17 protein-coding genes are annotated in these 18,626 nt (G+C 49.8%); 10 read left to right on the top strand and 7 right to left on the bottom strand.

Annotation, left to right across the window (positions count from 1 at the left end):
* The first annotated feature begins 18 nt into the window (after positions 1–18).
* Positions 19–408 (top strand): glycine cleavage system protein GcvH, encoded by a 390-nt coding sequence (gene gcvH / locus LG288_RS09495; RefSeq protein ID WP_404399953.1) that lies wholly within the window; start codon positions 19–21, stop codon positions 406–408.
* A gap of 117 nt (positions 409–525) precedes the next feature.
* Positions 526–3,414: an aminomethyl-transferring glycine dehydrogenase gene (gcvP, locus tag LG288_RS09490; protein WP_404399952.1), complete on the top strand. Its 2,889-nt coding sequence runs from the start codon at positions 526–528 to the stop codon at positions 3,412–3,414.
* Between the two features lie 138 nt (positions 3,415–3,552).
* Here gcvP and LG288_RS09485 read toward each other — a convergent pair whose 3' ends face one another.
* The 5 genes from LG288_RS09485 to LG288_RS09465 are packed head-to-tail and all read right to left on the bottom strand — an operon-like array spanning position 3,553 to position 5,551.
* On the bottom strand, positions 3,553–4,380 hold the full coding sequence (locus LG288_RS09485) for a MipA/OmpV family protein (RefSeq protein WP_404399951.1): 828 nt from the start codon (positions 4,378–4,380) through the stop codon (positions 3,553–3,555).
* A 29-nt stretch (positions 4,381–4,409) separates the two neighbouring features.
* Positions 4,410–4,796, bottom strand: a complete 387-nt coding sequence (locus LG288_RS09480; RefSeq protein ID WP_404399950.1) for a TM2 domain-containing protein — start codon at positions 4,794–4,796, stop codon at positions 4,410–4,412.
* Entirely contained in the window at positions 4,786–5,031 is a 246-nt protein-coding gene (gene yidD, locus LG288_RS09475; protein ID WP_404399949.1) for a membrane protein insertion efficiency factor YidD, read from the bottom strand. Before yidD ends, LG288_RS09480 begins: the two co-directional genes overlap by 11 nt.
* 6 nt (positions 5,032–5,037) lie before the next feature.
* Positions 5,038–5,256: a DUF4177 domain-containing protein gene (locus LG288_RS09470; protein WP_404399948.1), complete on the bottom strand. Its 219-nt coding sequence runs from the start codon at positions 5,254–5,256 to the stop codon at positions 5,038–5,040.
* Between the two features lie 37 nt (positions 5,257–5,293).
* Positions 5,294–5,551: a TIGR03643 family protein gene (locus tag LG288_RS09465; RefSeq protein WP_404399947.1), complete on the bottom strand. Its 258-nt coding sequence runs from the start codon at positions 5,549–5,551 to the stop codon at positions 5,294–5,296.
* 285 nt (positions 5,552–5,836) lie between these two features.
* Here LG288_RS09465 and LG288_RS09460 point away from each other — a divergent pair, with 285 nt between their 5' ends.
* Together LG288_RS09460 and LG288_RS09455 are read left to right on the top strand one after the other, a co-directional pair.
* The gene (locus tag LG288_RS09460) at positions 5,837–6,916 is read left to right on the top strand and encodes an efflux RND transporter periplasmic adaptor subunit (protein ID WP_404399946.1); all 1,080 of its coding nucleotides are present in this window, start codon (positions 5,837–5,839) and stop codon (positions 6,914–6,916) included.
* Positions 6,913–9,987, top strand: a complete 3,075-nt coding sequence (locus LG288_RS09455) for an efflux RND transporter permease subunit (RefSeq protein WP_404399945.1) — start codon at positions 6,913–6,915, stop codon at positions 9,985–9,987. The genes LG288_RS09460 and LG288_RS09455 overlap by 4 nt, the downstream gene beginning before the upstream one ends.
* Positions 9,988–10,098: 111 nt before the next feature.
* Here LG288_RS09455 and LG288_RS09450 read toward each other — a convergent pair whose 3' ends face one another.
* Positions 10,099–10,833 carry a 3',5'-cyclic-nucleotide phosphodiesterase gene (locus LG288_RS09450; RefSeq protein WP_404399944.1) on the bottom strand — a complete coding sequence of 245 codons (735 nt, stop codon included), beginning with the start codon at positions 10,831–10,833 and terminating at the stop codon, positions 10,099–10,101.
* A 122-nt stretch (positions 10,834–10,955) separates the two neighbouring features.
* Here LG288_RS09450 and LG288_RS09445 point away from each other — a divergent pair, with 122 nt between their 5' ends.
* The 5 genes from LG288_RS09445 (at position 10,956) to LG288_RS09425 (ending at position 16,860) form a co-directional block, all read left to right on the top strand.
* Positions 10,956–11,597, top strand: coding sequence for a DUF998 domain-containing protein (locus LG288_RS09445; RefSeq protein ID WP_404399943.1), 642 nt, complete (start codon positions 10,956–10,958; stop codon positions 11,595–11,597).
* A complete protein-coding gene (locus LG288_RS09440; protein ID WP_404399942.1) occupies positions 11,594–13,837 on the top strand; it encodes a heavy metal translocating P-type ATPase in 2,244 nt (747 codons plus the stop codon). The genes LG288_RS09445 and LG288_RS09440 overlap by 4 nt, the downstream gene beginning before the upstream one ends.
* A gap of 6 nt (positions 13,838–13,843) precedes the next feature.
* On the top strand, positions 13,844–14,587 hold the full coding sequence (gene murI, locus LG288_RS09435; RefSeq protein ID WP_404399941.1) for a glutamate racemase: 744 nt from the start codon (positions 13,844–13,846) through the stop codon (positions 14,585–14,587).
* Positions 14,588–14,606: 19 nt separating this feature from the next.
* On the top strand, positions 14,607–15,026 hold the full coding sequence (locus tag LG288_RS09430; RefSeq protein WP_404399940.1) for an MAPEG family protein: 420 nt from the start codon (positions 14,607–14,609) through the stop codon (positions 15,024–15,026).
* Between the two features lie 142 nt (positions 15,027–15,168).
* Entirely contained in the window at positions 15,169–16,860 is a 1,692-nt protein-coding gene (locus tag LG288_RS09425) for an NAD-dependent malic enzyme (protein ID WP_404399939.1), read from the top strand.
* Positions 16,861–16,864: 4 nt separating this feature from the next.
* Here LG288_RS09425 and LG288_RS09420 read toward each other — a convergent pair whose 3' ends face one another.
* Positions 16,865–18,031: a trans-sulfuration enzyme family protein gene (locus LG288_RS09420; protein WP_404399938.1), complete on the bottom strand. Its 1,167-nt coding sequence runs from the start codon at positions 18,029–18,031 to the stop codon at positions 16,865–16,867.
* A gap of 80 nt (positions 18,032–18,111) precedes the next feature.
* Here LG288_RS09420 and azu point away from each other — a divergent pair, with 80 nt between their 5' ends.
* Positions 18,112–18,564 carry an azurin gene (azu, locus tag LG288_RS09415; RefSeq protein ID WP_404399937.1) on the top strand — a complete coding sequence of 151 codons (453 nt, stop codon included), beginning with the start codon at positions 18,112–18,114 and terminating at the stop codon, positions 18,562–18,564.
* Positions 18,565–18,626 lie beyond the last annotated feature (62 nt).

The following is an 18,626-nucleotide window of genomic DNA, read 5'->3' as shown; positions in this document are numbered from 1 at the left end:
GAACTACAGGGATTTATTATGAGCAACATTCCAGCCGATCTTAAGTATGCATCCACCCATGAATGGGTTCGTGATGAGGGCGATGGAACTTTTACCATTGGCATTACTGAACACGCACAAGACCTATTAGGCGATATGGTGTTTGTTGAATTACCCGATGTGGGCGACAAGGTCGATACCGGTGATGATATTGCAGTCGCTGAGTCTGTTAAGGCGGCATCAGATATCTATGCGCCAATCAGCGGCGAAGTGACTGCCGTAAATGAAGATCTGGAAGATTCTCCGGAAACCGTCAATAACGACCCGTTTGGCGATGGTTGGCTGTTTAAAATTAAAGCGGACGACAGCAGCGAGCTGCAAAATCTGCTGGACGCTGAAGCTTATGAAGCGTCCATCGATGAAGATTAAGTGTTTTATCGTATGAACCCATAGCTGACACGGATTGTCGCGGACCCCGGAACTTGTAGCCGGGGTTCGTCGTTTTTCTTTTGAAAAAATTCTTCTTTTTGTACGAGGCCGAGGTAAATGACCAGTACTACGTTAACGCAATTAGAACACCACGATGAATTCATTGGCCGCCATATAGGTCCTAATGCCGATGAGCAAAAAGCAATGCTTGAGGTACTTGGTGCTGACTCACTGGAGGCACTGACTGAAGATACGGTACCTGGATCTATTTTGCTCGAGCCGTTCCTTCAAGTGGGTGAACCTCAGACAGAACGCGAAGCGCTGGCGAAGCTCAAAACCATTGCGAAAAAGAACCAAATCTTTACCTCGTACATTGGTATGGGTTACTACGACACCGTAACGCCAAATGTGGTTTTGCGTAACGTCCTGGAAAATCCGGGCTGGTACACGGCGTATACACCCTATCAGCCGGAAATTGCCCAGGGCCGGCTGGAAGCCCTGCTCAACTTCCAACAAATGACGATGGATTTAACCGGGCTGGACCTGGCCAGCGCTTCGTTACTGGACGAAGCGACGGCGGCCGCGGAAGCTATGGCGATGGCGAAGCGGGTATCGAAAAACAAAAAAGCCAACGCCTTTTATGTAGCGGATAATGTTTACCCGCAAACGATCGATGTGGTCAAGACGCGCGCCGAGTATTTTGGTTTTGAGATCATTGTAGGGCCCCCGCGTGAAGCTTCTGAGCACGATGTTTTTGGTGCGCTGCTGCAATATCCCGACAAAACTGGTGAACTGCATAATATCGAGCAGTTGATTGGCGAGTTACAGGAGAAAAAAGCAATTGTTGCTGTTGCCTCTGATCTAATGAGCTTGTTGATGCTTAAATCACCGGGTGAAATGGGCGCAGACATGGTGTTTGGTAATGCGCAACGCTTTGGTGTGCCTATGGGTTACGGCGGTCCTCACGCTGCATTTTTTGCCACCCGCGATAAATTTAAACGGTCACTGCCCGGTCGTATTATTGGCGTCTCAAAAGACAGTCGCGGACGTCCTGCACTGAGAATGGCGATGCAGACCCGCGAGCAACACATTCGCCGTGAAAAAGCCAACTCAAACATTTGTACGGCCCAGGTATTACTGGCCAACATGGCATCGTTTTACGCCGTTTATCATGGTCCACAGGGCCTGCGCCGGATTGCTAATCGTATCCATCGGTTAACGGATATTGTGGCCCTGGGGCTGCAGGACAAAGGCGTCAAGATCAACAACGGCCACTGGTTTGATACCTTAACCTTCACCATGACCGAAAATGTGAAAGAAATTCTGGCGCGCTCAAAAGCAGCTGGCATCAATTTGCGTAACGATGGCGAAGGTGTCTTTGGCGTCAGCCTGGATGAAGCGAAAACCCGGGAAGACGTTAACGTACTGTTTGGCGTTTTGTTTGGTGATGATCATGGCCTGGATCTGGATGTGCTTGACAGCCGCGTCGCCAGCGGTGATGTCGATTCAATTCCAACAGCTCTGGTGCGTGAGTCAGAGTACCTGACTCACCCGGTATTTAATGAGTATCATTCAGAAACTAAGATGCTGCGTTACATTAAGAAATTAGAAAACAAAGATCTGGCCCTGAATCACTCGATGATTTCGCTGGGTTCCTGCACCATGAAGTTGAATGCGACGGCAGAGATGATCCCGGTAACCTGGCCTGAATTTGGTCAGCTGCACCCGTTCTGTCCTGTCGAGCAGGCGCAGGGGTATGCAGAGCTGGTGTCGACCCTGTCTGACTGGTTGATCGACATAACCGGTTACGATGCCTTATCGATGCAGCCCAACTCAGGTGCTCAGGGTGAATACGCCGGTCTACTGGCAATCCAGAAGTACCACGAAAGCCGCGGTGATGCGCATCGGAATATTTGTTTGATTCCAAGTTCTGCCCATGGCACCAATCCGGCTTCAGCGCAAATGATGAATATGAAAGTTGTGGTTGTAGACTGTGATAAGCACGGCAATGTTGATATGGCAGATTTAAAAGCCAAAGCAGAAGAAGCCGGTGGTAACCTGTCCTGCATCATGGTGACCTACCCTTCAACACATGGCGTCTATGAAGAAGGTATCCGTGAAATTTGTGATTTGGTTCACAGTTACGGCGGCCAGGTTTACATGGACGGTGCTAATATGAATGCCCAGGTAGGCGTTACATCGCCGGGTTACATTGGCTCTGATGTCTCTCATTTGAACTTACACAAAACCTTTTGTATTCCACATGGTGGTGGCGGTCCGGGGATGGGTCCTATTGGTGTGAAAGAGCACCTGAAAGACTTTTTACCCAATCACAGTGTTGTACCTATCGACAGCACCAAAGCGGGTAACGGGGCTGTATCAGGCGCTCAGTTTGGTAGTGCCAGTATTCTGCCTATCTCGTGGATGTACATCGCAATGATGGGTGGCCGTGGTTTACGTGAAGCATCAGAGGTTGCGATTTTAAATGCCAACTATGTTGCTGAACAGTTAAGCAAGCACTTTAAAATTCTTTATCGTGGCCGAAATAACCGTGTTGCGCACGAATGTATTATCGACTTGCGACCATTAAAAGAAGCCGCTGATATTGCTGAGATCGATGTGGCGAAGCGTTTGCAGGATTATGGTTTCCATTCGCCGACAATGAGCTTCCCGGTGGCCGGTACGGTTATGGTCGAACCTACTGAATCGGAATCAAAAGCTGAATTAGATCGCTTTATTGAAGCTATGATCTGCATTAAGCAAGAGGTTGACAAAGTCGCTGGCGGAGATTGGCCGAAAGACAATAACCCCCTGGTTAATGCCCCGCACACGTTGGCTGATATTACCGAGGCCGAATGGGATAGACCTTACGATCGTCAGGTAGCGGCATATCCGGTCGAGGCGGTTAGCTATGATAAGTTCTGGCCAACAGTAAACCGGATTGATGATGTCTTTGGTGATCGTAATCTGGTGTGTTCTTGTCCGGGTATTGAAGAGTATCGCTAACCGGTAAACAAGTTGCGTACACCAATTAACTTCCGAAATGGAGTTTCTTATCTTAGTTAATAAAAAAGCTCTCTTTGTAAAAAGAGAGCTTTTTTTATCTCAATCGAATTAACCTTGCAGATCCCGGGGCATAGCGGGCTAGAATATGTAAATAAACCCGATACCGACTTCGGCTTCATAGTCGCTGCGTGCTACTGGACTATCCGTAATGTCACCACTATATCGCTCGTAGAGTACCTCGCCAAAAATCTGCCAGTTGTCGTTAATATAATTGCGATAATTATAATGGGCGCCAATGGAGCGAAACCCTCCGCTTAGGTTGGTTTCAGGCAGTCCCGATGCTGCAGCCTGTGCTGCGTCTACACCAAATTCTGTATTGGCCAGTTCGCTATCGTGAAAAACTGCAACGATAGAAAACTCAGAACCGGATCCGTCGGTCCGCTCGCCGAACCGGCGACCTACCCCAAAGATACCAAGATTTCCGTTTTCACCGGTTACAATGCGGCCGTCCAACCAATACCGCCAGTCGGCATCAAAAGCTCGACGCGCCTGCAGCGCCAATTCAACACCTTCATCGGTGTCACCGAGTCCATCCAACCGGCCGTCGTCGGAATCACTTTCTTCACGGCCCTCTTCGAAGCCTACAATGGCCTCTAATAGCCAGGTGTCAGAACGAAGACCGCGCCAGCCCAGTGCCTCACCGGCAAAGAAGAAAATGTCATCACCGCTACGCCATTGTACTGCACCTGCAGGCTGAGGTTCGAAGCCGAATTCGTCCGAGCCTTCGTAGGCAGACTCGTATTCAACACCCAGGCCCAGCCCGAAGCTCCAGCCATCTTTACCCATCGTGAAGTCGTCGAGTGACGGTAAAGGTACCAACGCGGCTTTTTGTTCCTGTGCTATTGCTGTGTGAAGGCAGAGTCCCTGTATGGACAATGCTAACAGCAGACCCGTAACTTTTTTCATTTCATTTCTCCAGTATATGTATGTAGTGGCTATAGGGCGTCTGTTTTACTAACCTGTGACAGTATCTGTCGCATGGTTGCCAGATTGTGCGCGTAGACGATACGCTGCGACTTAAATAGCTGCGGCAGCTCCACGACAAAGATGCCCACTAATAAGACGATGCCGACCGGTGCGAATACCGGCAGCATAGCCAGCCCTATTAGCATTACCAGAAGGTTTATCGACCCGCGTAACCTGTTACCCAGGTAAAAATGGTGTAAACCTGCGATAAAAAAGTAGTTTAGCACGGCAAAAGTATCCGGATCTTTTAATTGTCGGCGCTCCTGTCGGTAATAGCCCCGCCGCTGCTCGTCAGTCAGTTTGCGAATTTTGTTGCGCAGCGCCTCTTCCTGATCACGCAATTGTTCAATATTCATCGGTAGATGTTACTCCTGGCAACGGGTCTGGTATTTTGCTGACACAGTCCGGATTAGTACAACGCCGAATACGGTTAAAGCCGAGCTTGATACCATGCATCACTCCATAATATTCGATTGCCTGGTAAGTGTATTCTGAGCAGCTGGGATGAAAATTACAGTCGGTATTGAAAAAACGGCGCGAGCCGCCCCGTTGTTGATACCAGCGGATGGCAGCCAGTATAAAGCTCTTCATTATCAGTTACCGACGGCCCAGGGTCAGGATTGCCGCTTCGCGTGTCCAGAACAGCCAAAAGCGCTTTTGTTCAAGTACCTGAAACACCAGTTGCCAGCCATTGCTGGCTTCTTCGTTTAAAACAGATTCAATACGCTTTAGCGGCAAGCCGCTGGAGCCCAGTAAAATGGTGCCGCAGCCCCCCTCTGTGACATGCACCACTTTATATTCCTTAAAGTCAGACATTTGATTTTCCTGGTCTTTGTGTTGGTTAATATCTTAGCTACCGCGGTTTGTACTGAGTCGGGCAATAACCACGATTAACACCTGCAGGTCTCAGTTTGCGATGCTTTGTGTTGCGGCCGCTTACCCGTTTACGCCAAAGCCGGAAGCTACCGGGCTTTAGCTGATGCCGCATAAACTGGATTACTTGCTTCTCCGGCAAGCCAAACTGTTCTTTGATGGCCTCAAACGGTGTACGGTCCTCCCACGCCATTTCGATAATGCGGGATTGCTCCGACTCACTAAATTTTAACTTCATAGTATCAATTACCCTGGGTGTCAGCCTCTGAACGTTAGCGTCCATATGTTTTCCTGCAAGAACAATACGACAGCCAGCTCATTTGGTTCTGAATCATTTTTAATTAGTGTCATTGTATCAGGACTTTGAGTATATAAAATTTCTTGCCAGGGTGAAGCGTGTTCTGCCGCGACTCTGTGCGTTGATTAATGGCATAAAGTCGTCTATTTTCATGATCATAGTTTTTGCCAAACCCAGTCAGGGGAAAAGAGTGGCTAGATGCGATTCGCGATAAGCAGTAACCGGATGGGAACATGGGCGGTCTTTATAGCCATCGTTATTTTAGTCGTCCTATGGATCGGCAGCGGGGTTGTATTTGATCAAGAGAGTGTGGGTAAAGAGGACGAACAGGAATCTTTGCCAACGGTAGCGGTTTTTCAAAGCGAGGCAAGACCGGTTACCCGGCAGATAACCTTGAATGGCGATATCGAGCCCTATCAACGGGCGATCGTCCGGGCGCGCACAGACGGCATGTTAGAGTACATTGCGGAGACAGGTCGTCAGGTTAATAAGGGCGATAAGCTGGCTGAGCTGTCTATGGACGATCGGCAAGTGCAGCTTGAAAAGGCAAGAGCGCAGGTTAAAAAAGCCGAAAGTGATTATCAGGCCGCGCAAAGACTGAATGAGCAGAACTTATCGTCTGAGTCTGAGCTGCAGGCTCTCAAAGCAAAGCTTGAGGCTGCCCGAGCCGAGCTGCGCCGGATTGACTTTGATATTGAAAATACAGAACTTAGCTCACCGGTAACCGGGGTCGTCAATCGACAGTTTATTGAGCAGGGGGCTTATGTGGCACCCGGCAGCCAGGTGCTGGAAGTGGTCGATAATGACCCTCTCTTGGCAGTTGTCTATGTGCAGCAAAATCAAATCCATCGGTTACAGTCGGACATGCCGGCCAGTGTCAGAACCGTTGGGGGTGAAAAACGACAGGGCGAAATCAGTTTTATCGCGCCCGTTGCTGATCCGCAAACCCGTGCTTTTCGTGTTGAAGTTACTGTCCCAAACCAGCAAAAACCGCTGCCTGCAGGGATGAGTGCAGAGGTAACTATCGACACAAATACCGTTGATGCGCATAAAATATCGGCGGCGCAAATAAAAATTGATGCTGCCGGGCAAATTGGTGTGCTGACTGTTGATGAGCAAAACATTATCCGTTTTAAGCCCGTTGTCGTTGAACGGGCCGATGTTAACGCTCTTTGGGTGAGTGGCCTTGACAGTACCGAGCGGCTGGTTGTCATCAGCCATGGTTCTCTAGCTGATGGCCAAAAAGTCAAACCTAAACCAGCGCCTGACGACTACCCGGAAAAAGCGGCTGAGGGTGGCGAATGAACGCGTTTATTGCCGCAGCTTTTTCCCGTAACCGGGCGGTTATGTTGTTATTAGCGCTGATCCTGGTTGCCGGCAGCCTGGCTTACTCCACTATCCCTAAAGAAGCTGCACCGGAAATCGACATTCCGGTGTTTAACATTATGGTCAGTTACCCGGGTATCTCAACCGAGGATAGCTCTCGTCTGCTGGTAGAGCCGCTGGAACGACAATTGCAGAGTATTGACGGTCTGGATAAATTAACGGCTCAGGCGGGAGAGGGCTTCGCATTACTGCAACTGGAGTTCGAACCGGGTTTTGATAAAGAAAAAGCGCTTCGCGATGTCCAGGACGAAACTGAAAAAGCCGAGCAGGACTTGCCAGAAGACGCCAATTCGCCGGTGATTCAGGAAATTGATTTATCTCTTTTCCCCATTATCACGGTAGCCCTTTCGGGGGATATTCCCGAGCGCGACCTAATCAGCTTAGCGCGGGATCTTGAAGATAAGCTGGAAACTGTCAACGGCGTACTGGAAGTTGACATGTCGGGAGACCGGGAAGACTTGCTGGAATTGTTAATCGACCCCTTAGCCATGCAATCCTATGGTCTTTCACTGTCTGAAGTTTCGCGGGCTGTTACCCACAATAATCAGTTGGTAACAGCGGGGGCCATAGATACCGGCGCCGGTCGTATCAGCGTGTCAATTCCAGGCACGATAGAATCGTTAACCGATGTACGAAAAATGCCGGTTAAAACAACACCCGATCACGTAGTGCGGGTACGCGATGTAGCAGAGGTGAGGCGAACCTATAAAGACCCCGTGAGTTATGCTCGCATTGATCGCCAGCCCTCTATTGCACTGGATGTCAAAAAACTTAATGACGCCAATGTTATTGAGGTAGTGGAGCGTGTCAAAGAAAAGGTTGCCAGCGAGCAGGAGCAGTGGCCAACGACGGTTAATATCGCTTACATGCAAAATCAGGCTGAGGATGTAAAACAGTTACTGGGCGATTTAGAAAATAACGTGATTCTGGCCGTTGTGCTGGTGACATTAACCATTATTCTGGCACTGGGGTTAAAAGCCTCGTTGCTGGTTGCACTGGCAATTCCGGGGGCTTTTCTGGGCGGCATCTTAACCCTTTATTTGTTGGGTATTACGCTGAATATTGTGGTGCTGTTCGCTCTAATCCTGACCATTGGTATGTTAGTTGACGGTGCTATTGTCGTGGTGGAGTTAGCACAACGCCTGCGCAGTGAGGGCGAGAAAGCTTTGACTGCCTATTTGCGTGCTTCGCAGCGAATGGCCTGGCCCATTGTTGCATCGACCATGACCACCCTGGCGGTTTTTGTCCCGTTATTGTTTTGGCCCGGCATGGCAGGGCAGTTTATGTTCTACCTGCCGACTACCGTTGTGATAACGCTATTGATGTCGCTGTTTATGGCATTAATTTTTGTTCCGGTTGTGGGCTCACTGATAGGCGGTAAACCAGCCAAAGCAAAAAAATCTGCAACTAAGGAAGACTCTGACAAACGGTCCCACCAGTTGATTTGTTATATGGTTGATAAGCCATTACTGGCCTTACTGGTCAGCGTGTTGGGCTTACTGGTGGCTTTTTTTATGTACAGTAAACTCGGCCACGGCGTTAATTTTTTTCCGGATGTTGAACCGGATAGGGTGCAGGTTCAGCTGCAGGCAGATGGTAACTTGTCGGTAGAAGAGGCAGATCAGCTGGTACAGCTGGTAGAGCAGCAAGTCATGCCGATTGACGGCATTGAGCGGATTTATGCCCGGACTATTGGTTCGGTTGAAGAGCGATTACGCGCTAATCTGGACCCCGATATTATCGGTACGGTGCAAGTGGATCTACTTGACTGGCGGCAGCGGCAGCCGGCCGCTGTTATTATTGAACGGATTCGGGTTGCTGCTTCTGAGGTAGCCGGACTGGGTATAAGTGTTGAAAAACAACAAAGCGGACCCGCAGCTTCCCGCCCGGTGACGATTGAAGTGTCTGCGGATGACCGTGACCTGCTGCCGGCGGCAGTGAATAAAGTTCAGGAGTTAATGGAAGATTCCGGAAATTTTCGCGATATTTCAAATGATGTTGCTTCAGACCGACCGCAGATCCGCATCGATGTTGATCGTGAAAAGGCTGCTCGTTATAACGTCGATGTCGCTGCTTTGGGTACTTTGGTCCGACTGTTAACCGACGGTGTGTTAGTCGGTACTTACTTGCCGGAATCTGCACCTGAACACGTTGATATTCGCGTTCGTTATCCCTGGTCGGAGCGCTCGATAACGCGCCTGGCCAATTTACGGGTACCAACCCAGAGAGGGCTGATGCCGATTGAAAATTTTGTTGAGTTGTCGGCTAATCTGGCACCGACCATCATCAAACGGATCGATGCACGCAATGTGCAGACTATTCAGTCCGGCCTTGCTGATGGCGTCACCGTTAATGAAGCAACGCAGCAATTAAAGCAGCAACTCAGTCAAGCGGATCTGCCGTCCGGGGTGAGCATAGACTTTACCGGGGAGCTGGAAGACCAGAAAGAAGCAATGGATTTTCTGTTGCTGGCCTTCGTTCTGGCGGTTTTCTTAATGTTACTGGTGCTACTGTTGCAGCTGAACAGTTTTTTTCAAAGCGCATTGGTGCTGTCGGCGATCGTATTCTCGCTGGCAGGTGTGCTGCTGGGTTTAATCCTGCGGCAAGAGCCTTTTTCGGTGGTGATGAGTGGCATTGGGGTGATGGCGCTGGCAGGCATCGTGGTTAATAACAATATTGTCTTAATTGACGCTTATAATGAATACCGGCAGGATGGGGAAAATGCACTGGAAGCGGCACGCAAAGCGGCAATACAAAGATTTCGGCCGGTTTTGCTAACGGCAATAACGACAATAGTCGGCTTATTGCCGATGGTGATGGGGCTGACTATTGACTTTTTTGCCCGTGACATTTTTTTCGGTGCGCCATCGGGCCAGTATTGGATCCAGTTATCAACGGCTTTGGTTGGCGGCTTGCTGGTTGCAACATGCGTGACTCTGTTACTCACGCCGGCTATGTTAGCCTGGCATGGGAAACGGTGGGGCAGCTAGTTTGCAACCCCATTGGTTTTAACCCTAATAACAGAGTTGTCTATGTCCTTAACACACGAAACCATGAGTGGTGAGCTGGAGGTGCAGGCAACCACCGATGAAGAGTAGGCGTTACAGCACCGTCCAGGGGACGTCGTGCAAGCTGTCGCGCAACTCCTGTTCATAACTGGGCTTAAGATGGGTAATCCAGACCTGCTTTACCCCGTTAACCTGCGCGAGTGTGCGTTTTAGCAGGGCGGGGGTCATGTGTTTGGTTTTTATGGCAACATCGGTGAGACGGTCCGGAAAGGCGCATTCAATCATCAGCGTATCTATCGGTGACAGCCGTTGTAAGTCGTCATCCAGTTGCTGAGATGCGGTGCAGTCGGCGCAAAAAACAAAGTGCGAGTCGGCGCTTTTTACCGAAAAGCCCAATGTTGGTATTTTGTGGTCGACAGCAAAGCATTCCAGTGTCATTCCCTGATGCTCTATGAGATCGCCTGAATTTAACTCGACCAGTTCCAGCACGGGTTTATCACTGCCTAAAGCCTGGCTAAAATCGGGCCATATTTGGTCGTTAAAGATGTGGGCCTTTAAGCGTTCCAGCGTACTGGGTAAGCCATAGACCTTGACCGGTAAGTTAGGCTGTTCAAACTGGTTACTTAAAAACGTGGGTAAGGCGGCAATATGATCCATATGCGCATGGGTCAAAAAGATGTGTCGAATCTGCCGCATCTCAGCCATTGTCAGGCTGGCAAGTCCGGTGCCTGCATCAATTAATGTTTCAGGGTTTATCTGAATGCAGGTAGAGCCTTGTTGGTTGTTACCGGTTAAGCCGCCACTGCAACCTAAAACACGAATCGACACAACGCTATCCTTTGTTATTTGCTATCTTAAGGGGATTAGCATAGCAAAACACTAAGCACTATTGGTGTTATGATAACGCTTTATTACGAAAGTTGTTGTCAGTTTTTTACAGGAGGTCAGCTTTGCCGTCATCTGCAACTCGTACCGAAGACAAGCAACAGGGCTATGTGCCGCAACTTGTAATTCTGACGCTGTTTTGGCTTGGGTTACAACTGGTAGCCAGCTGGGTAAAACCCGGCTTTGATCATACAGCCCAGTATATTAGCGAGATAAATGCAACCGGCACCCCTAATGCGGGGGTTTTAGGCTGGGTTGGCTTTATTCCTCTGGCCATGGTTGCTTTTAGCTTACTGGTGTCGATTCGCGGTCAGTTAAGAGTGCGGTGGATTAGTCACCTGGGCTGGTTGTTGCTGTTCCTGTGGCCGGTTGGCTACTTGTTGTCAGCATTGGCACCCTGCGATGCAGGTTGCCCGGCCGATGGCAGCAGTTCACAGGCTATCCATAACGTGGTTACGGTGCTCAGCTATTTTGGTTTTGCCCTGGGTACCCTGCTATTGGCACTGACCCCCGCAACGAAATGGCCTGTGCGCGTTGCGCTGGTGCTGTTGTCCGTTATTGTGGTGCTTGGCTTCTTACTGATGAAAGAGCCGGCAATGGCCGAGATTCGTGGTGCCGTGCAGCGCTATACCGAACTGGCGCAACTGGCTGTATTCTGGATTTTGTTGTTTTTAACCGAAAAACCGACACAGGAGGTTCGCCTATGAGCGAACAACGTATTCGCCTTAGTGTTTCCGGGATGAATTGTGGTTCATGTGCCAGCCGCGTCGATAAAGCACTGTCAGCGGTAGCAGGTGTTAACGAGGTGTCAGTGAACCTGGCATCGGATTCTGCTGAAGTTAAGGCACAAGGCGTCAGTGTCGAACAACTCACCGAAGCGGTCAGAGAAGCGGGTTACGATGCCCATGAAGTGGTCGATCGTGATAAAGAAATGCGACAGCAGCGCGAGCGGCAGCAGCAAGAGTTTAAATCTCTGCGCGCCGAGCTTCTGCTTGCAGCATTGCTGACGCTGCCGGTTTTTGTGCTGGCGATGGGTAATCATTTAGTACCGGCATTCTCGCGCTGGATCACCAACACTATGGGTCTACAGACCAGCTGGTGGATCCAGCTGGTGCTGACTTCTGTGGTTTTATTTGTACCCGGTCGGCGTTTTTATCAACTGGGCATACCGGCACTGCTTAAAGGCGCGCCCGATATGAACTCCCTGGTCGCGCTTGGAGCGACCGCCGCCTGGGGTTACTCGATAGTAGCTACTGTCTTTCCCCAGTGGCTGCCGCAACAGTCAGTGAGTGTTTACTTTGAAGCTTCAGCGGTCATTGTGACGTTAATTTTGGCCGGCCGTTACATGGAAGCGCGGGCAAAAAGTCACACGTCCGATGCCATTCAGCGTTTAATGGGCTTACAAAGTAAGACGGCACGGGTAGTTCGCGATAATGAAACCTCTGAGGTTGCGGTCGATGACCTTAAAAAAGGGGATGAAATCGAGGTGCGCCCCGGTGAAAAGATCCCGGTCGACGGTAAGGTCATCAGCGGGGACAGTTATGTTAACGAATCAATGATTACCGGCGAAGCAGAGCCCGTCCATAAACGTGCTGAGGATAAGCTGGTTGGCGGCACCATCAATGAACGCGGCACGTTGCGGTTTAAAGCAACCGCTATTGGTGAAACAACGGTGCTGTCACAAATTATTCGCATGGTAGAACAGGCGCAGGGTGCCAAGTTGCCGATTCAGGATACGGTTAACAAAATTACTCTGTGGTTTGTGCCTGCCGTGATGTTGGCCTCATTACTGACTTTTATTGCCTGGTACTCACTGGGCGGCGAAGATGCGCTGACCTTTGCGCTGGTCAATGCGGTTGCCGTGCTGATCATTGCCTGCCCTTGTGCTATGGGTTTAGCAACCCCTACCTCGATTATGGTCGGCACCGGGCGCGGGGCCGATCTTGGTGTATTGTTCCGCCAAGGCAGCGCTTTGCAGGCCTTGCAACAGGCTAATGGTGTGATTTTCGATAAAACTGGAACGCTGACACGCGGCGAACCTGAGTTACATGACTGGGTTAGCGTCGATGATAACGACAGCCAGTCACTGCAGCTGGCGGCAAGTCTTGAACAACGCTCTGAACACCCAACTGCCGAGGCACTGGTGGAGTATGCAAAACAGAAACATAAACTTGATGATCCGGATGAGTTTGAAGCATTGTCAGGCCTTGGCGTGGTCGGAAAGGTCAAGGGTACTGACATCCTGGTTGGCTCTAAAGCACTGATGAAGGAATATGACATCACGCTTAATCGCCAGCCTGATGCGGCAGAAAAATGGGAAGAAGAGGGCTTAACACCGATTTATGTTGCCGTTGATAATGATTTACGCGCGGTATTTTGTGTCAGCGATCCGGTTCGCGATAGCGCGCAACAGTTAATTGAGGCGTTACATCAGCGGGGCTTAAAAACGGCGATGGTCAGCGGCGATGCGAAGAGCACGGCCGAGCGAATTGCCAGACAGCTTGGTATTGATAAAGTCGTTGCGGATGTTAAGCCGGATGGCAAAGTCGATGCGGTAAAAGAGCTGCAACAGCAGTGGGGTAAAGTAGTATTTGTTGGTGACGGGATAAACGATGCACCGGCGCTGGCCACTGCTGATGTTGGCTTTGCCATTGGCACCGGCACCGACGTTGCTATTGAATCAGCCGATGTAGTGCTGATGTCGGATAATCTGACGGTCGTGCAGCAGGCGTTTGCTTTATCAAAGGCGACAATGCGCAATATTCAGCAAAATTTATTTTGGGCATTCGCTTATAATACGGCGTTGATACCCGTTGCGGCCGGGCTTCTCTATCCTTGGTCGGGTTGGCTGTTATCACCCATGCTGGCTGCCGGTGCGATGGCGTTGTCCAGTGTTTTTGTGTTAACTAATGCATTGCGCTTAAAGCGCATTAATCTGGAGACATAGTCGGCTATGAAGCTTGGCGTGTTTGATAGTGGTGTGGGTGGCTTAACGGTGGCGCGCTCGCTGCAACGCAGCGGCTACTTCAGTGAACTGTTGTACTATGGTGATACAGCTCGGGTACCTTATGGTAGCAAGGATGCTAATACGGTAATGCGTTACGCGTTAGAGGCAGTTGAGTTTTTTAACGGCGCTAATGTGGATGCTTTGGTGGTTGCCTGCAACACCGTGAGTGTCGTGGCTCTTGAAATTATGCAGCAATATTCGAATAAGCCCGTTTACGGGGTACTCGAGCCCGGCGTTCTTGCCTTAACCCACTTGCCGCAGCTTGATAAGCAGGCAAAAATACTGGTTATTGCGACCCGGGCAACCATAGCCTCCGGCGAGTATCAGCGTCGTATTCAGGAGTTAGGCTTTAATCAGGTGGAAGCCCTGGCGACACCCTTGTTTGTGCCAATGGTTGAAGAAGAGCTTTTTGACGGACCGATAATTCAGGAAACGTTCAAACACTATTTTAATCAGGTTAGTAAACCTGACGTGGTGCTGCTGGGTTGTACTCACTTTCCGTTGCTTGCCGAGCCGATTACTGCTTATTTTAATGGCGCGCAAACGATTCATTCCGGCGAAGCTATGGTACATTGGCTGCAACAACAGCTTCAGTTATCAGTTCAGTTTAAGCATACGCCTATTCAAATCATGGCATCAGAAAACGTTGAGGCCGTTGCTCGTGTGGCAAAGCGCTGGCAATTAACGTGATAATAAAGGAAACCTAATAATGATTTTTAACGACTATCGGGCGACGTTAATTTGGACTGCTGTGATTATTGCTACCGTCATTTTTCAGTGGCTGGTCGCCAGTGGCAGTAAAGCCGGCCAAAAAGGCGCTATCCCGGGTAAAGCTCCGGAAGAATTAAGCCATCAAAATTTTGTTTTTCGCGCCTGGCGTACCCACCAGAACTCGCTGGAAAATTTAAGCCCTATGCTGGGCACTGTCGTGTTAGCTATTTTTGCGGGCGTTGACCCGCGCTGGACTGCATCCCTAACAGCGGTTTTCGCGGTCGCGCGGCTGGCGCATATGGTGCTGTACTATGTTATCGCTACCAACAAAAATCCCAGCCCACGCAGTTACTTTTTTATGGTTGGGTTTACCGCTAACGTGGTACTGCTGGCTATGGTTATCGTTAAATTGTTTTAGCCGCATTAGGATGTAAGGTTTTTTGCTGTAATAGCGTCCAAATGGTCTGTCCTGTTAGCTCTACTAATTTCCCCCGCTATCCGCTGTTGTTTGCTATTATTGCCAGTTAATAGCACCTTATGGTTTTAGGAGTAGGTCACGAATGCCAAAAAGTCAGCAAAATCCTTTATATATTCCCTACGCGGGTCCCTCACTACTGGAAACGCCGTTATTGAATAAAGGTAGTGCCTTTTCACGAGAAGAGCGCGCTGCTTTCAATTTAACCGGATTGTTACCACCGCGTTATGAAACAATTGAGGAGCAGGCTGAACGTGCTTATATGCAGTATAAAAGCTTTGAAACGCCGCTGAACAAACACATTTATCTGCGCGCTATTCAGGATAATAACGAAACCTTATTTTACCGCCTGGTGACTAATCATCTTGAAGAGATGATGCCGATTATTTATACCCCGACTGTGGGTGATGCCTGCGAAAAATTCTCAGATATTTACCGCAGCTCACGGGGCTTATTTATCTCCTATTCAGAGCGTGATCAGCTTGACGACATTCTGCGCAATGCCACCAAGCAAAAAGTAAAAGTTATTGTCGTTACTGACGGCGAACGAATTCTGGGGCTGGGCGACCAGGGTATCGGCGGCATGGGTATTCCTATCGGTAAGCTGTCACTATACACCGCCTGTGGCGGCATAAGCCCCGCTTACACCTTGCCGGTTATGCTGGATGTAGGCACAAATAATGAAAAGCTGTTGAATGACCCAATGTATATGGGAGCTCGGCACAAGCGTATTGAACAGTCCGAATACGATGAGTTCTTAGATAAGTTTATCAAAGCCGTTGTGCGCCGCTGGCCGGATGTTATGTTGCAGTTTGAGGACTTTGCACAGCCCAATGCGATGCCGTTATTGCGCCGTTACCGGGACCAGATATGTTGCTTTAACGATGACATTCAGGGTACTGCTTCGGTTACCGTAGGGACGCTTTTAGCTGCCTGCCGCAAAAAAGGTAAAAAGCTCAGTCAGCAAAAAGTGGTATTTGTCGGCGCTGGTTCTGCCGGCTGCGGTATTGCTGAGCAGGTTGTTATCCAGATGATGGCCGAGGGCCTTTCGCAACAACAGGCCAAGCAAAATATCTTTATGGTCGACCGCCATGGTCTGGTTGTTGATACGATGCCCGGTCTGCGTGACTTTCAAACAGCGCTGGCGCAGTCGCAGCAGGATCTCGAAGACTGGCAATACAGTGGTGATTACCCGTCCTTGCTGGATGTCATCCATTGTGCTGAGCCGGATATTTTAATCGGCGTTTCCGGTCAGGCAGGGCTATTTACTGAGCAGGTTATTGAGGCGATGTCAAAGCAGACGCAGCGGCCAATTATCTTTCCGTTGAGTAATCCATCCAGGCACGTAGAAGCCCACCCCGCCGATGTCCTTAAATGGTCAAAGGGGCAGGCTATTATTGCCACCGGCAGCCCGTTTGGCAGCGTTGAATACGAAGGTAAGTTGTACCCGATTGCCCAGTGTAATAATAGCTATATTTTTCCGGGCATCGGCTTAGGAGTTTTGGCGGTAAAAGCAAACCGGGTCAGCGATGAAATGTTTCGGGTGGCAAGTAAAACACTGGCCGAAGCCTCTCCTTCAGCCAACGTGGGTAACGAGCACTTACTGCCGGCTTTTACCGAATTGGCCGAGCTGTCAAAAGAGATCGCTTTTGCTGTCGGCAAAGTCGCTCAGCAAGAAGGTTCGGCGCTGGAAATTGACGACCAGCTATTGCGCCAACGGATTGAGGATAACTTCTGGCGTCCTGAATACCGTTTTTATAAGCGGGTCAGTATTTAATCCGCTACTTTTTAAAAGACTCAAAGGCCTGCTGCAAGTCTGTCAGCAGGTCTTCTTTAGACTCAATACCCACCGACAAGCGCAATAAGTCATCTGGCACCGGAGAGCCATCACCCTCGATGCTGGCGCGGTGTTCAATCAGGCTTTCAACCCCTCCTAGTGAGGTTGCCCGCTTCCATAACCGAGTTTTAGCTGCAGTATGAATAGCTTGCCCCGAACCTCCGACAAGGCGTATGGACAACATACCGCCGAAGCCACCATTCATCTGCTGACTGGCAATCTGGTGGCCCTCAAAGCCCGGCAGACCGGGATAAAGTACTGCTTTTACCTGCGAGCTGGCCTGTAATTGTTCGGCCAGCCACAGCGCTGACTGGCAGCTTTCGCGGACCCGTAAAAATAAAGTTCGCATACCACGCAACAGCTGCGCTGCATCGTTGGGGCCGGGTACACAGCCATTTTGCGCCCTGAGACTAACAATACGTTGCCAGAACGCTGAGTCTTCGCGACAGGCGAGCGCGCCCGATATCACATCAGAGTGGCCGTTCAGGTACTTAGTCGCCGAGTGCATAACGATGTCGGCACCCAGTGTTAAGGGTTTGGTCAGTAATGGCGTTGCTACTGTTGAGTCGACCGCCAGCATAGCGCCATGCTGTCGACAGCTGGCAGCAATTGCGCTGATGTCACTGATGGTCCACAATGGATTGCCGGGTGTTTCCAGCCAGACCAGACGGGCAGGCTCTTGCTGCAAAGCCGCGTCGACAGCATCAGCGACATGAGTATCAATAAAACGAACTTTCAGCCCCATATCCTGTCCAAAGGTCTTTAACCAGTTGCGCAAAGCCCAGTACATGATGGTCGGAGCAATGATTTTGTCACCGGGCTTCAGCGCCAGAAAAACGCTGGTGGCGGCGGCCATACCTGAGCTGAACAGGCGTGCATCGGCGGCCTCTTCAAGGTTTGCCAGTAAGGCTTCCGGAGCACGATAAGTTGGGTTGTCAGCGCGCGAATACACCCTTCCGCTACGATATTGATTATCCTCATCACGGATGAAGGTAGTTGAGTTGTATACTGGAGGAATCAACGACTGTTTGTCGTTGTCAGGATGTAGCGAGTCGATAGCTGTGCCTTGGGCCAAAAGAGATTGATGGGTAAAGTTCGATTTTTTCGTCATTGGCCAGACCTTAAGTAATCTAAATGCGCAAATTTGCGTATACATAGTGAGTATTTGATATTAACCGAAGGAGTATTGCAATGCGTCTATTGAAAACTTTGTTGTTGGGTTCTGCGTTGTTTGTCGCAAACTCCGCGCTGGCTAACGATTGTGAGCTAACAATTGATAGCAATGACAACATGCGTTTTGATACAAAGGAGATGTCAGTTCCGGCAAGTTGTTCAGAAGTTACCGTTAAATTAACGCACTCTGGCAATTTGGCAAAAAATGTCATGGGTCACAACTGGGTGCTAAGTGAAGCCTCAGACATGCAAAGCGTTGTTCAACAAGGTATGTCTGCAGGACTGGACAATGATTATGTACCGAGTGGTTCGGACGCTGTTATCGCAGCGACTGAAGTCATTGGCGGCGGTGAATCAACGTCTGTCACTTTTTCCACTGACGGTATGAGTGCGGACGGTAATTACAAGTTTTACTGCACCTTCCCGGGACACTCAGCCATTATGCAGGGTGAGTTCAAGATTACGAACTAATCCCTGTGATTATTTCTTTAAAAACCCAAAACCCGCGGATGTCCTCATTCGCGGGTTTTTAA

Source organism: Idiomarina seosinensis (assembly GCF_044797955.1).
Lineage (GTDB): Bacteria > Pseudomonadota > Gammaproteobacteria > Enterobacterales > Alteromonadaceae > Idiomarina > Idiomarina seosinensis_A.
This window is presented reverse-complemented; position numbering and strand designations above follow the sequence as displayed.

What these genes read in the sequence shown, in the direction of transcription:
- LG288_RS09480 (WP_404399950.1), bottom strand. Translation starts at nt 4,796, where the DNA reads ATGAATATTGAACAATTGCGTGATCAGGAAGAGGCGCTGCGCAACAAA.
- LG288_RS09420 (WP_404399938.1), bottom strand. Translation starts at nt 18,031, where the DNA reads ATGACGAAAAAATCGAACTTTACCCATCAATCTCTTTTGGCCCAAGGC.
- LG288_RS09440 (WP_404399942.1), top strand. Translation starts at nt 11,594, where the DNA reads ATGAGCGAACAACGTATTCGCCTTAGTGTTTCCGGGATGAATTGTGGT.
- azu (WP_404399937.1), top strand. Translation starts at nt 18,112, where the DNA reads ATGCGTCTATTGAAAACTTTGTTGTTGGGTTCTGCGTTGTTTGTCGCA.
- LG288_RS09470 (WP_404399948.1), bottom strand. Translation starts at nt 5,256, where the DNA reads ATGTCTGACTTTAAGGAATATAAAGTGGTGCATGTCACAGAGGGGGGC.
- gcvH (WP_404399953.1), top strand. Translation starts at nt 19, where the DNA reads ATGAGCAACATTCCAGCCGATCTTAAGTATGCATCCACCCATGAATGG.
- LG288_RS09425 (WP_404399939.1), top strand. Translation starts at nt 15,169, where the DNA reads ATGCCAAAAAGTCAGCAAAATCCTTTATATATTCCCTACGCGGGTCCC.
- murI (WP_404399941.1), top strand. Translation starts at nt 13,844, where the DNA reads ATGAAGCTTGGCGTGTTTGATAGTGGTGTGGGTGGCTTAACGGTGGCG.
- LG288_RS09465 (WP_404399947.1), bottom strand. Translation starts at nt 5,551, where the DNA reads ATGAAGTTAAAATTTAGTGAGTCGGAGCAATCCCGCATTATCGAAATG.
- LG288_RS09430 (WP_404399940.1), top strand. Translation starts at nt 14,607, where the DNA reads ATGATTTTTAACGACTATCGGGCGACGTTAATTTGGACTGCTGTGATT.
- LG288_RS09455 (WP_404399945.1), top strand. Translation starts at nt 6,913, where the DNA reads ATGAACGCGTTTATTGCCGCAGCTTTTTCCCGTAACCGGGCGGTTATG.
- gcvP (WP_404399952.1), top strand. Translation starts at nt 526, where the DNA reads ATGACCAGTACTACGTTAACGCAATTAGAACACCACGATGAATTCATT.
- LG288_RS09485 (WP_404399951.1), bottom strand. Translation starts at nt 4,380, where the DNA reads ATGAAAAAAGTTACGGGTCTGCTGTTAGCATTGTCCATACAGGGACTC.
- yidD (WP_404399949.1), bottom strand. Translation starts at nt 5,031, where the DNA reads ATGAAGAGCTTTATACTGGCTGCCATCCGCTGGTATCAACAACGGGGC.
- LG288_RS09460 (WP_404399946.1), top strand. Translation starts at nt 5,837, where the DNA reads ATGGGAACATGGGCGGTCTTTATAGCCATCGTTATTTTAGTCGTCCTA.